The sequence below is a fragment of the Natrinema sp. DC36 genome (assembly GCF_020405225.1).
Classification (GTDB): Archaea; Halobacteriota; Halobacteria; order Halobacteriales; family Natrialbaceae; genus Natrinema.
The window spans coordinates 500,312-512,367 of record NZ_CP084472.1; the positions used below are offsets into that span (position 1 = coordinate 500,312).

A 12,056-nucleotide genomic window follows, 5' to 3' on the forward strand; every position below is an offset into this window, starting at 1 on the left:
GGGAGAACGCTCGAGGACCGATAGCCTACAACTCTCGTTTTTCAAGACGGCCGGATGCAGTAAGGAGAGAGATTTGAGATCACTTCGGATCGATCAACCGGCGTGCGGTGGCGCGCGCTGTGCCGCGGTGAATGCCAATGAAGCGCGGCGAAACGTCGTGCGAGGGATGAGCGAACGCTAGTGAGCGAATCGGCTGGGGAGGGCGTGGCGATTCCCTGTTGCCACGATAGCAGAATGCGTCCGTTTCCTTCCAAGTCCCCTCGAACACCTGCTCCATAGCCACTCACAATTATCGATCCTCGTCCTCGCCGCGGTCTTTCGTAACCGTCCGGTCTCCCTCCGGCGGGGCCTCCTCGGTATCCGGATGCCGCTCGTCGCCCGCTTCCGTCATTCCCTCGGTCGACGGCTCGAGGCCCTGTCCCGTCCGACCCTCCTCGCTCGAGGCCGGCTCGTCGGGCGCACCCGGTTGCGAACCCAGCGTCCGCTGCTCGTCGCTATCGTCTCGCCCCTCGGTACGCTCGTTGCGCTCGATGACCGGGTCGGTACCTTCCCCGGCCGGTTCCGCCGGCGACGAGCGCTCGTCCTCGAGCCGGATCGCGGTCTCGGTGATCTCGCTAACGGCGCTCTCGTCCATCGGAACGATCTCCTCGTCGGTCTCCCACTCGAGGATCGCCCGGATCGTCCCCGTCGCCCCTTCGTTCGCGTCGACGTAGGCCGTTTCGGCCTCGGTCATCCGAACGGTTCCCAGCAGGTCGCCGCCGGCGGTTTCGACCCGCTTGCCGACGTCGTCGTCGGTGAACGTCGCGCACATGCGTCGGCGTAGCGCCAGGTTGCGAAAACTCGTGGTGCCTGCACTGGCCGGTCCGCCGGCGATGGGGCTCCAGTCCTCAGCGATCGGCGACGGCCGGATCCCGATCGCCGACGGTCTCGAAACGGACTCGAACGCGGGCCACTACTCGCCGAGATCGGCCGCCTTCTCGAGTTCGCTGCGGAGCGTCGTCGAGTCGAACTCGTGGTCGGGGCGCAGGCGGACGAAATCGAGGAACTCCCGCGCCGAGAGCAGTCTCGCCGGGTCGTAGACCGTCGCGGCCGCGTCGACGGCGTCTCGGGAACCGATTCGGGGCTCGAGGACGGCCAGCGCGCAGGCCAGATCGTACGCGGTCGTTTCGTCAACGCGGTCCTCGTGGACGCTGGTCGCATCGATGAAGTAGAACTCGCCGTCACAGAGCAGGATGTTTTCGGCCCGCAGATCGCCGTGGGCGAGCCCGTGCTCGTGGAGGGTGGCGAGCATCGCGAACAGTTCGGGGGCTCGCTCGGTGACGACGTCGTCCGGGACGTCATCGAGCGACTCGAACTCGGGGAGATACTCGAGGACGAGCACGCCGAGCCCGTTGACCTCGAAGGCGTCGATCGGGCGAGGCGCGTTGACGCCGATCTCCTGCATGCGCTCGGTCGCATCGTACTCGTGTTCGACCATTTCGCGGGGGGTGTCGAACCGGTCGAAAAAGCCCTCAGTCCCGGAGGAGAACGCGCCGACGTTCCGACCGGTCGTCAACACCGCGTGGACCAGCGCGTTCTGCCGGGAGACGATCTTGACGAACCACTCGTCGTCGATAACGCACGGGGTCGAGAGCCAGTTGTCGGCCTCGAGGAACTCCACGCGGACGCACTCGCGGTCGTAGCGGTCCGCCAGCGTCCGGACGACGCGCTCGATGCGGCTCCACTCGACGGTCCCTCGTGCGAGCCGGCGGATGTCCATACGTTTCAGTCAGGAGCGTCGGCGTTAAATGCGTCCCGAACTGATATCGGTCGGACGTGTCCCGCGTTGGCGGTCGGCGTCCCATGCGCGGATTCCGGGCCTGTGTGGGAGTTCCGGGCCCGGAGCACGGATTCCGAACTCGGAGCGCGATTCGACGCCGACGGCGCGACTATTGACAGAACAACAAGATTATCACTCGAGACAACCTATTCGAAGGCAATGTTTGCGATCGACGATCTAAGTGGCGCTATCGACGTGACTCGAGACTTCCTGACGCCAGTCCGTCCCTGGACGTGGCTCAAATTAGCGCTCATTGCCTTCTTCGTCGGTGGTACCGGATTCGGCGGATCGTCGTTCTCCGGTGGTTTCGGCGGCGGAACGCCGTCGGAGACGGGAACCGACCCGGTGACGAGCGTCGATTTCGCCGAGTGGGTGCCGATACTGATCGCAATCGGGGTGATTCTTCTCGTCGTCGGGCTCGGATTCCTCTTCCTGAGCTCGCTGTTCGAGTTCACGCTGCTCGAGTCGCTGCGTTCGGGCGAGGTGCACGTTCGTCGCTACACGTCGCGCAACGTCGGCCGCGGTGCCCGGCTCTTCGGATTCCGGGTTGCAGTCGGGCTGATCACGTTGCTTCTCCTCGGTGGTCCCCTCGCCGCGATCGTGCTGTCGACCTCGGAGGGGATCGCGTGGGGATTGATCGGCCTGCTAGCACTGTTCGCGATCCCGGTCGTGCTCGGCTTTGTCATCGTCGATCGGTTCACCACCGTCTTCGTCGCACCGACGATGCTCGAGCGAGATCTCGGCGTCCTCGCCGCCTGGAAACGGTTCTGGCCGACACTAACCAGCCACTGGACGGAGTACGTCGTCTACCTCCTGCTCGTCTGGGTGCTCCAGTTGGTCATCGGCTTCGCGACGATGATGCTCCTCTTCGTGCTGTTGATTCCGTTCCTGATTCTCCTCTTCATCCTCCTGTTTATCCCGTTCGTGAACCTGCTCATCCTGCTGTTCCTCCCGATTCTCATCCTGCTGTTCATCCTTCTCAGCGCACTGATTCAGGTGCCGATCGTCACGTATCTGCGATACTACGCGCTGTTGGTCCTCGGAGACACGGATGCAGAACTCGATCTGATCCCGGAGCAGCGAGCGGCGGTCCGAGGCGACGGGTCGGACCGTACCGGCGGAGCGAGCGGTGGCTGGGACTCCGGTGGTGACGGTCCCGACGGGGACGGGCGCGGTTGGGACGACGAGTCCGATCCGTGGGGCTATGATCGGTCTCGAGACGACGGGCGGAACGATACGGACGACACCGACTCGCAGGACGACACCGGTTGGGACGACACCGACTCGAGCGAGTCGGACGACGACCGCGGCTGGTAACGGTCGGCCCGTTCGCGGTCGGCGGTGCGTTTATTCCTCAGCCCGGCAAGTATTGCGTATGCCCGTCGAGCTACCCGACGAACACCGGATGATCCGGGAGACCGTCAGGGACTTCTGCGAAACCGAGGTCGAACCGATCGCCCAGGAAATCGAGGACGAACACCGGTTCCCCGCGGAAATCTTCGACCAGCTCGCCGACCTCGATATGATGGGCGTCCCGATCGACGAATCGTACGGCGGTCTCGGCGGCGATACGCTCATGTACGCGATCGTCGCCGAAGAGCTCGGCCGCGTCTCCGGCGCGATCGGGCTCTCCTACGTCGCCCACACCTCCCTCGCCTCGAAACCCATCGAACTGTTCGGAACGAGCGCACAGAAAGAGCGCTGGCTGCGCCCGCTCGCGGAGGGCGAGTACCTCGGCGGCTGGGCGCTGACCGAACCCGACAGCGGCTCCGACGCATCCGACATGGATACCCGAGCGAGGAAGGAGGGCGACGAGTGGGTACTCGACGGGACCAAACAGTTCATCACGAACGCCTCCGAGGCCGGCTCGATCCTCGTCAAGGCGGTCACGGATCCCGACGCGGGCTACGACGGCATCTCGACGTTCATCGTCGATCCCCGCGAGGACGACGGTTTCGAGGTGACGACGACCTGGGAGAAGATGGGGCTCAACGCCTCGCCGACCTGCGAGATCTCGCTCGAGGCCGTTCGGCTCCCCGACGACCGCCTGCTCGGCGAAGAGGGCGACGGCTGGGAACAGACCAAGAAGACCTTAGACGGCGGCCGCATCTCGATCGCCGCGCTCTCGACGGGGCTCGCACAGGGTGCCTACGAACACGCGAAGGCCTACAGCAAAGAGCGCGAGCAGTTCGGTCAGCCGATCTGCGAGTTCGACGCGATTCGGGACACGATCGTCGATATGTACCGCAAGACCGAACGGGCGCGACTGCTCACCCGCCAGGCCGCCCGGAAATACGACCGGGGCGATCCGGTTACCAAGGAATCGGCCCTCGCGAAACTCGACGCCAGCGAGGCCGCCCGCGAGGTCGCTGAGGACGCCGTCCAGGTGCTCGGCGGCTACGGCTACACCACCGATTTCGCCCCCCAGCGGTTCTACCGCGACGCGAAGCTCATGGAGATCGGCGAGGGAACCAGCGAAATTCAGCATCTGGTGATCGGTCGAGAACTCGGGCTCTGAGGGGGACGCGATCAGCTAGTCACACGCGTCGCGGGTACCGGCCGACCGACCGTCTCGAGGCTGTATAGAAACTCTCGCTCGAGACGGCGTTACCCGAGGACGCCGTCGTCGCTTTCGTTGTCGCCGCTGCCGTCGTCACTTTTGTCGGCGTCGCTGCCGTCATCACTTTCGTTCGAGCCGCCGTTCCCGCCGTCCCCGGAACCGCCGGATGAGTCGTCCGGATCGACGTCGGTGGTCACCGATTCGGTGAGCGTCGTGATATTCGGCCGCTCCTGGCTCTGCAGGTCCTGGGGGTAGACGCCGATGGTCACGAGCAGGTCGTCGTCGGCCTCGACGGCCTCGGTGATGTGGATATCGACCGCGAGTTCCTGTCCATCGAACGTCGCGTCGGCGGTGAACCGCGACTGGGTCGTCGACTGGTCGAGGATCGTGACGTCGCTATCTTCCTCGTGGGAGATGTCGTTGATCCCGTCGTAGTTGCTCCTGACGAGGTCGATGAGTTCCTGCGTCGACATCTCCCCGACGGGGTTGAGTTCCCGCCCGAAGATGCTGACCTGCGGGGTCGTTAACACGTTGTAGATGGCGGCGCGCCGCTCGCCGAGACCCAGGATACTCACCTGTTTTTCGTGTTTGGTCATGTGGTTGAGGACCGTGACGGTCTCGTTCGTGGGACCGACATCGCGCTCGATGGGGAGCTCCTCGATTTCGGTCTGCTCGTAGCCGGTTTCCTCGCGGGCGGCGGCTTCGACGCCCGCGGGCGAGGACTCGTGTTCGGCCATTCCGATCAATCCCAGACAGCCCGACAGACTCGCGAGGCCGGCGACCCCGAGACCCGCGATGACGCTCCGTCGATTCAGTTGTCGATCCATTTCCCACCATATGGTGATTCAGGTGGTAAGTGTTTATTGGAACGACGACAGTCTGTCAATATGAAATGATTTCCCAGTAACGTTCGCCACGAATACGGGTGGTTGGAGATCCCTGAGTCGAACGTATCGGACCATTTCGGCAGACCTCCGCGGAGAGAAAGAGTCGACGGAACGGACGGGAAAGCGCTCGCCGAAACTACTGCCCGAGTCGCGCAAACGGCCATCGAACCCGGGTTAGGGCCAGCTTCCGGCTTCCGCGAAGGCGTCAGCGACGCGCTGGATCGCGACGACGTAGGCCGCGGTCCGGGGGTTCTCGAGGTCGTGTCGTTCGTAGGTGTCGACCAGCGCGTCGAAGGCGTCGACGATGACCGTCTCGAGTTCCTCGTTGACGCGCTCCTCCGACCAGTAGAAGCGCTGGCGGTTCTGCACCCACTCGAAGTAGGAGACGGTGACGCCGCCGGCGTTCGCGAGGATGTCCGGGATGACGAAGACGTCCTTCTCCTCGAGGACTTCGTCGGCTTTCGGGGTCAGTGGCCCGTTCGCTGCCTCCGAAATGACGTCCGCCTTGACGTCCTCGGCGAGGTCGGCATCGATAGCGTTCTCGAGTGCGGCCGGAATCAGCAGGTCGACGTCGAGCGTGAGCACGTCCTCGTTCGTGATCTCCTCGCGTCCCCCGAAGCCGACGACGCTGCCCGTCTCGTTCTTGTGGTCTTTCGCCGCGACCGGATCGAAGCCGTCGGGGTCGTAGATACCGCCCGACGAGTCGCTGGCAGCGACGACGGTCGCACCCATCTCGTCGATCAGTTTGGCGGCGATCCAGCCCGCGTTGCCGTAGCCCTGCACGGCGACGGTCGCGCCCTCGAGGTCTTTATCGAGGTAGTCGAACGCCTCGCGCGCGGCGATAACCGTCGAGCGGCCGGTCGCCTCGACGCGGCCCTCGCTGCCGCCGGAGTCGAGCGCCTTGCCCGTGATGACGCCCGGTTCGGTCGTGTTCTCGAGGGTCTCGTAGGTGTCTTTGATCCAATTCATCTCCCGCTGGCCCGTGTTCACGTCGGGCGCGGGGATATCGCGGTCTTCGCCGATCAGGGGGCGCAGTTCTTTCGCGAACGAGCGGGTGAGCCGCTCGAGTTCCGCTTCGGAGTAGTCGTCAGGGTCGATAATAATGCCGCCTTTACCGCCGCCGAGGGGGATGTCGACGATTGCGGTCTTGTAGGTCATCCAGCCCGACAGCGCCCTGACCTCGTCGCGGGAGACCTGCGGGTGATACCGGATGCCGCCCTTGTACGGGCCGCGGTCGCCGTTGAACTGCGAGCGGAACGCCGTGAACCGCTCGAGCGTTCCGTCGTCGCGTTCGATCGTGAGGTTGGTCTCGAGGACACGTTCGGGGTGTTTGAGCCGCTCGATCACGTCGTCGCCCACGTCGAGAACGGCTGCGGCATCGTCTATCTGCGATTGCAGGCTCTCGAACGGGTTGACATCCTCGCTCATACACGGATGATTTCGGCGACCGGGGGATAAGCGTAGCGAATGTCTATCACGGAATGCGTCGTTCATCCAATCGGCGCGGCGTAATTGCCTTTTATATTGGCCATTCGGTCACCGATTCCCGGCCGCCTCGCCCCGATCTCGGATTCGCTCGGCGCGTGCGATCAGCGGCGCGTCGATCATCTCGCCGTCGACCGCGAAGACGCCCCGTCCCTCGGCGTCGGCCTCGCGTTTGGCTTCGAACACGCGGTCGGCCCACTCCCGTTCCTCGGCCGACGGCGTGAACGCCTCGTTGATCGGCCCGATCTGTGCGGGGTGAATCGCCAGCTTGCCGTCGTAGCCGAGTCGAACGGAGCGGTCGGCGTCTTCGCGGAGTTGCTCCTCGTTCTCGAAGTCGGTGACGAGGGTGTCGATCGCCGTGCAGTCGTTCGCGGCCGCGGCGATGACGACCCGCTCGCGTGCGTAGAGTACCTCGAGACCCTCCGCGGACCGCGTCGCACCGATGTCCGCCGCGAGGTCCTCCGCGCCGAACGCGAGCGCGTCGGTCGCGGGCACGGCCGCGATCTCGGGCGCGGCGAGGATCCCGGCCGCGCTCTCGAGCAGTGCGAAGACGGGCAGGGACGCGTCGTAGTCGTCGAGTTCGTCGACGAGCGCACGGACGTCGTCGGGCGAGTCGACTTTCGGGAGCATGAGGCTCTCGAGGGCGCCCTCGCTGTCTCCGAGCAGCCCCTCGAGATCGTCCGCTACGGCTGTCCCTGCAGCCGCGTCGATCGCGTTGACCCGAACGCAGACCTCGCAGTCCGGATCGAAGTCGGGATCCGACAGCACGTCTCGAACAGTCTCGCGGGCCTCGGCCTTGCGTTGTGGGGCGACGGCGTCCTCGAGATCGAAGATGATGACGTCCGCGCCGGAATCGGGCGCTTTTCGGCACATTTCGGGGCGATCGCCGGGGGTGAACAGGACGCTTCTGCGGGCCATACCGCTCGGTCGGTCGTCCACGGCCAAAGTCGTTGGCTCGAGCGCGAGCGGCGAGAGAAAATGGACGAGTGAGACCAGAAAACGGACGAGCGAGACGGAACGGCCGGGGAAGGGACGAGTGGGGCGGGATGACCGGGACGGGAGCGAGTGGGGTGGACTCGAGCTACGTCGCTTCGAGGAGGTCGGAGCGGGATCGCGACCGCCGGTCGACGGTCGTTCCGCAGTCGGGGCAGACGAGCAGTCGATCGCTTCCGGTCGTCGTGACATCCCAGTCGTCAGAGAGGGGACCCTCGTGACTGCACTCGGGGCAGAAGAGGACCATCTTTTGCCGCTCGGGCGGCGGGTGTGAGTCGTCGCGGTACGTGTAGGTTGACATTGTCATCGCTAGGGGCTCGACGTCAATAGGAGTTGTGTGAGACGAACGACCGTGACGAACTGTGACGCCCGTAGTGGGCAGCCCTACGTACTAAGCGGTTCGTCGTGGTCGGTCGTCACGTGTCCATCGAGAGTACCAATCCGGCGACGGGAGACGTGGTCGATAGTTTCGAGGAGACGTCGAACGAGGAGCGAGACGAACACGTTCGGCGGGCGAGCGAGACCTTCGAGGAGTGGAGCGAGACGCCGATCGAGACGCGCCAGCGACTCCTGGCGAAAGCGGCTGAGGTCTTGCGGGAGAACGAAGAGGACTACGCCGAACTGATGACCGAAGAGATGGGGAAACCCATCGGCCAGGCCCGCGACGAGGTCGAAAAGTGCGCGTGGGTCTGTGACTACTACGCCGAGACCGCCGCCGAACACCTGCAGGACGAGGTGATCGCGAGCGACGAGAGCGCGCGCACGGTCGTCGCCTACCAGCCGCTGGGGCCGGTGCTGGCGATCATGCCCTGGAACTTCCCCTTCTGGCAGGTGTTCCGCTTCGCCGCCCCCAATCTCGCCGCGGGCAACGTCGGCCTGCTGAAACACGCCTCGAACGTCCCCGGCTGCGCGCGGGCCATCGAGGACATCTTCGAGCAGGCGGGATTCCCCGAGGGCGCGTTCACGTCGCTCCTGATCAGTTCCGACGAGATCGATACCGTGATCGAGGACGACCGCATCGCCGGCGTCACCCTCACCGGCAGCGACGGCGCGGGCCGGGCCGTCGCCGAGACCGCCGGCAGCCAGCTCACGAAGAGCGTCCTCGAGCTGGGCGGGAGCGACCCCTTCGTCGTCCTCGAGGACGCGCCGATGGACGAAACCGTCGAGACGGCGGTGCAGGCCCGACTCATCAACAACGGCCAGTCCTGTATCGCGGCCAAGCGCTTCATCGTGGTCGACGACGTCTACGACGAGTTCCTCGACCGGTTCGCCGACGAGATGGCGGCCCAGACCGTCGGTGATCCGATGAACGAGGACACCGACATCGGCCCGCAGGCCCGCGAGGACCTCATGGAAGACCTCCACGGACAGGTCGAGGAGACGCTCGAGCAGGGCGGCGAACTCGAACTCGGCGGCGAACCGATGGATCGCGACGGGGCGTTCTACCCGCCGACGGTGCTCACCGACGTTCCCGAAAACGCGCCCGCGGACCGGGAGGAACTGTTCGGCCCCGTGGCTACGGTCTTCCGGGTCCCCGACGAGGAAGCCGCCATCGAGAAGGCCAACGACACCCGATTCGGACTCGGCGCGAGCGTCTGGACGGCGGACGTAGAGCGCGGCGAGCGCGTCGCCCGGCAGTTCGAGTCGGGGCTGGCGTTCGTCAACGAACTCGTGAAGTCCGATCCCCGACTCCCCTTCGGCGGGGTGAAAGACTCGGGCTACGGGCGAGAACTCGCGCAACACGGCATTCGGGAGTTCGTCAACACGAAGACGATCTGGGTCCAGCAGGACGCTGGCGAGGAGTCGGAGATGGTCGAATAACGTCGCGCTAAACAGTAGTTCGATGTCGATTTTCGAACAGGCTCGAGAACTGGCGCGGATACAGCCTCCTCCTCGCTTACTCCGCGCGGGTGTCGCGGTAGCTGGCGATCGTTTCGGTGACGAGATAACTACTGACGGCAAGCGCCATAACCGCGATTCCGATCGTATTGAGTGTAACGGCCGCGATCGTTCGGTCGCCGCCGTAGACGAGCACTCCGCCACCGAGTAGCCCGCCGAGCATCGCCACATAGCGCCATCGTGCCTCGACCGGAATCATCCCGTCGTCGCCTCGAAGGGCGAGATAGAGGTGTGCACCGCCGAAAACAAGACCGTTGAAAAGCAGGGCCACCGCGACCGCAGCCGGTCCCGTCCCGACTCCCACATCGAAGTACGCGGCGACGAGCAATACGAGGAACGCGACGGAAATTGTGCCGATCTGGGCGGACAGCTCTCGAGAGACCATACTGGATACTGATCCGTAAATAACATTAGTCTTGTGTGAAAATAAGATAATTCCAAACCGGTCGCTCAGATGTCGGAGAAACGGAACTGCGTACGTTTGCAGGAACCACAAATGTTCGAATTTACACACGTTCGACTCCGCGGACCACTCGAGCGCCGAACGGATCGTGTTTAGCCGCACATCGCTCGAGCCCGACACCACGCTTTTGTAGGTACTGTGTGACTCCGGACCTATGACGGGACTGTACTACGAGGAGTTCGCCGTCGGCGAGACCATCGCCCACGATCGCCGGCGGACGATCTCCGAGAGCGACAACCAGCGCTTTTGCGATATGACGATGAACCAGCAGCCCCTCCACCTCGACGGGGAGTTCGCGGCCGACACCGAGTTCGGCGAGCGGCTGGTCAACGGCCTCTACACGATGAGCCTGGCCGTGGGCGTCTCGATTCCGGAGACGACCGACGGAACGATCGTCGCGAACCTCTCATACGATAACGTTGAACACCCGAACCCGGTCTTTCACGGCGATACGATCCGCGCCGAGTCGACGGTCACCGACAAGCGCGAGACCAGCGACGGCGAGCGCGGGATCGTCACGATGCACGTCGAGGCGTTCAAAACGAACGATCCGGACGAACCCCTCGTCTGCGAGTTCGACCGGACCGTGCTCTCGCTGAAACGCGAGCGCGCGGCCGACGACGGGGAGGACGCACGATGAGCGCCGGAATCGAAACCGACGGCGTCGACCCCGCCGACCTCGAGTGGCTCTCGCTGGACGGCGACGAAGAAATCGTCTGGGCCGGCGGTCCGGACCGCCGAACCCTCATCCCGGCGTTTGCGATCGGAATCCCGCTCGCGATCGTCCTGATCGGGATCGTCATCATCGCGAGCGAGTACCTCCGCGTGACCAACACCCACTACGTCGTGACGAACCGCGCGCTGTACGCGAAGACCGGCGTGCTCTCCCGAGACGTCAAGCGGATCGAACACGAGAAGGTACAGGACATCTCCTACAGCCAGAGCGCCCTCGGAGCCCACTTCGGCTACGGGAACGTCGAGGTCAGCACTGCCGGTGGCTCGGGCGTCGAAATGGCCTTCAAATCCGTGCCGGACCCGAAAGCCGTCCAACGAACTATCAGCGAACGGGTCGACCGCAACCGCGGCGAGCCCGCGGACGGCCACTCGAGCGAGGACACGCTCGCGGCGATCCTCACCGAACTGCGAGCGATTCGGGAGGCCGTCGGGGACGACCGATCCGTTCGAGCGAACGGTGGTGACGCCGACCGGAGTAACGATGGAACGGCCGGCCGGAGCGACGATCGAACGGCCGATCGGAAAGACGATCGACGGAGAAACGAGTATGACACGGACGAATCCGTCTGATTCGGCGGCGGAGTCGGTGGAGTCGTCCGACGCGACGGCCGCTTCCGGCGATCCGACGGCGGTCCCGGACTGGCTCCCGCTCGAGTCCGCGGACGGCGAGCGGATCCGCTGGCACGGTAGCCCGCGAATCCAGACCGTCCTGCCGTGGGCGGCGTTCGCACTCGTCGGAACGCTGGCGGTGCTGGCCGCAGTCGTCACCGAGGTGCTCCCGGCCCTCGTAGCCGTCGGGATTCCGATCATCGTCGCGCCGGCGCTGTGGCAGTACGCCCGCGTCTCGCGGACGGCGTTCGTCGTCACGAATTCGGTGGCCGCGACCCGCCACGGCGTTCTCGGGATCCGGGTTCGAACCGTCTCCCTCGAGCGGATCCAGAACACGACCGTCGAACAGGACCCGATCGGCCGGCTCGTCGGCTACGGCACCGTCACGATCGAGACGGCCAGCGGCTCGGAACTCGCCTTCTGGAACGTCGAGGAGCCGGCGCGGATTCGCGAGCGACTCGAGGCCGAACGAGAGCGCCTGACGGGCGGCGAGATTCCGGGTCGGCCCGAGCAGTGGGACGCGATCCTCGAGGAGGTACAGGAGTGGCGACGCGTCGCAGAGCGGAGTTCGTGATCACGAGGGATCGGCAGCCGACCGGCCGTCCA

Annotated in this window: 13 protein-coding genes; 6 read left to right on the plus strand and 7 right to left on the minus strand. The window is 65.0% G+C overall.

Features of this window, described 5'->3' with window-relative positions; all coding sequences use genetic code 11:
* Positions 1-289: 289 nt before the first annotated feature.
* Positions 290-811, minus strand: a complete 522-nt coding sequence (locus LDH74_RS02615) for a hypothetical protein (RefSeq protein ID WP_226041082.1) — start codon at positions 809-811, stop codon at positions 290-292.
* Between the two features lie 141 nt (positions 812-952).
* Positions 953-1,759, minus strand: coding sequence for an RIO1 family regulatory kinase/ATPase (locus LDH74_RS02620; RefSeq protein WP_226041083.1), 807 nt, complete (start codon positions 1,757-1,759; stop codon positions 953-955).
* A gap of 219 nt (positions 1,760-1,978) precedes the next feature.
* Here LDH74_RS02620 and LDH74_RS02625 point away from each other — a divergent pair, with 219 nt between their 5' ends.
* Positions 1,979-3,136 carry a hypothetical protein gene (locus LDH74_RS02625; RefSeq protein ID WP_226041084.1) on the plus strand — a complete coding sequence of 386 codons (1,158 nt, stop codon included), beginning with the start codon at positions 1,979-1,981 and terminating at the stop codon, positions 3,134-3,136.
* 58 nt (positions 3,137-3,194) lie between these two features.
* Positions 3,195-4,337 carry an acyl-CoA dehydrogenase family protein gene (locus LDH74_RS02630; protein ID WP_226041085.1) on the plus strand — a complete coding sequence of 381 codons (1,143 nt, stop codon included), beginning with the start codon at positions 3,195-3,197 and terminating at the stop codon, positions 4,335-4,337.
* Positions 4,338-4,426: 89 nt separating this feature from the next.
* Here LDH74_RS02630 and LDH74_RS02635 read toward each other — a convergent pair whose 3' ends face one another.
* The 4 genes from LDH74_RS02635 to LDH74_RS02650 form a co-directional block, all read right to left on the minus strand.
* The gene (locus LDH74_RS02635) at positions 4,427-5,194 is read right to left on the minus strand and encodes a DUF6517 family protein (RefSeq protein WP_226042495.1); all 768 of its coding nucleotides are present in this window, start codon (positions 5,192-5,194) and stop codon (positions 4,427-4,429) included.
* 246 nt (positions 5,195-5,440) lie between these two features.
* Entirely contained in the window at positions 5,441-6,694 is a 1,254-nt protein-coding gene (locus tag LDH74_RS02640) for a Glu/Leu/Phe/Val dehydrogenase (protein ID WP_226041086.1), read from the minus strand.
* A gap of 108 nt (positions 6,695-6,802) precedes the next feature.
* Positions 6,803-7,669, minus strand: coding sequence for a CoA ester lyase (locus LDH74_RS02645; protein WP_226041087.1), 867 nt, complete (start codon positions 7,667-7,669; stop codon positions 6,803-6,805).
* Positions 7,670-7,832: 163 nt separating this feature from the next.
* Positions 7,833-8,045 (minus strand): transposase, encoded by a 213-nt coding sequence (locus LDH74_RS02650; RefSeq protein WP_226041088.1) that lies wholly within the window; start codon positions 8,043-8,045, stop codon positions 7,833-7,835.
* A gap of 119 nt (positions 8,046-8,164) precedes the next feature.
* On the opposite strand from LDH74_RS02650, the gene LDH74_RS02655 reads away from it, so the two are divergent.
* On the plus strand, positions 8,165-9,565 hold the full coding sequence (locus LDH74_RS02655; RefSeq protein ID WP_226041089.1) for an NAD-dependent succinate-semialdehyde dehydrogenase: 1,401 nt from the start codon (positions 8,165-8,167) through the stop codon (positions 9,563-9,565).
* Between the two features lie 76 nt (positions 9,566-9,641).
* Here the strand turns inward: LDH74_RS02655 and LDH74_RS02660 are convergent, their stop codons facing one another.
* Entirely contained in the window at positions 9,642-10,028 is a 387-nt protein-coding gene (locus LDH74_RS02660; RefSeq protein ID WP_226041090.1) for a hypothetical protein, read from the minus strand.
* Between the two features lie 232 nt (positions 10,029-10,260).
* Between LDH74_RS02660 and LDH74_RS02665 the strand changes: the two genes are divergently transcribed.
* From LDH74_RS02665 to LDH74_RS02675, 3 genes are read left to right on the plus strand one after another with little or no spacing between them, the layout of a single operon-like run.
* Positions 10,261-10,746 carry a MaoC family dehydratase gene (locus LDH74_RS02665; RefSeq protein ID WP_226041091.1) on the plus strand — a complete coding sequence of 162 codons (486 nt, stop codon included), beginning with the start codon at positions 10,261-10,263 and terminating at the stop codon, positions 10,744-10,746.
* Positions 10,743-11,411, plus strand: a complete 669-nt coding sequence (locus LDH74_RS02670; RefSeq protein WP_226041092.1) for a PH domain-containing protein — start codon at positions 10,743-10,745, stop codon at positions 11,409-11,411. The genes LDH74_RS02665 and LDH74_RS02670 overlap by 4 nt, the downstream gene beginning before the upstream one ends.
* The gene (locus tag LDH74_RS02675; RefSeq protein ID WP_226041093.1) at positions 11,389-12,024 is read left to right on the plus strand and encodes a PH domain-containing protein; all 636 of its coding nucleotides are present in this window, start codon (positions 11,389-11,391) and stop codon (positions 12,022-12,024) included. The genes LDH74_RS02670 and LDH74_RS02675 overlap by 23 nt, the downstream gene beginning before the upstream one ends.
* The last annotated feature ends 32 nt before the right edge of the window (positions 12,025-12,056 follow it).

Coding starts and splice junctions, on each gene's coding strand:
- LDH74_RS02615 (WP_226041082.1), bottom strand. CDS start 811: ATGTGCGCGACGTTCACCGACGACGACGTCGGCAAGCGGGTCGAAACC.
- LDH74_RS02620 (WP_226041083.1), bottom strand. CDS start 1,759: ATGGACATCCGCCGGCTCGCACGAGGGACCGTCGAGTGGAGCCGCATC.
- LDH74_RS02625 (WP_226041084.1), top strand. CDS start 1,979: ATGTTTGCGATCGACGATCTAAGTGGCGCTATCGACGTGACTCGAGAC.
- LDH74_RS02630 (WP_226041085.1), top strand. CDS start 3,195: ATGCCCGTCGAGCTACCCGACGAACACCGGATGATCCGGGAGACCGTC.
- LDH74_RS02640 (WP_226041086.1), bottom strand. CDS start 6,694: ATGAGCGAGGATGTCAACCCGTTCGAGAGCCTGCAATCGCAGATAGAC.
- LDH74_RS02645 (WP_226041087.1), bottom strand. CDS start 7,669: ATGGCCCGCAGAAGCGTCCTGTTCACCCCCGGCGATCGCCCCGAAATG.
- LDH74_RS02650 (WP_226041088.1), bottom strand. CDS start 8,045: ATGTCAACCTACACGTACCGCGACGACTCACACCCGCCGCCCGAGCGG.
- LDH74_RS02660 (WP_226041090.1), bottom strand. CDS start 10,028: ATGGTCTCTCGAGAGCTGTCCGCCCAGATCGGCACAATTTCCGTCGCG.
- LDH74_RS02665 (WP_226041091.1), top strand. CDS start 10,261: ATGACGGGACTGTACTACGAGGAGTTCGCCGTCGGCGAGACCATCGCC.
- LDH74_RS02670 (WP_226041092.1), top strand. CDS start 10,743: ATGAGCGCCGGAATCGAAACCGACGGCGTCGACCCCGCCGACCTCGAG.
- LDH74_RS02675 (WP_226041093.1), top strand. CDS start 11,389: ATGACACGGACGAATCCGTCTGATTCGGCGGCGGAGTCGGTGGAGTCG.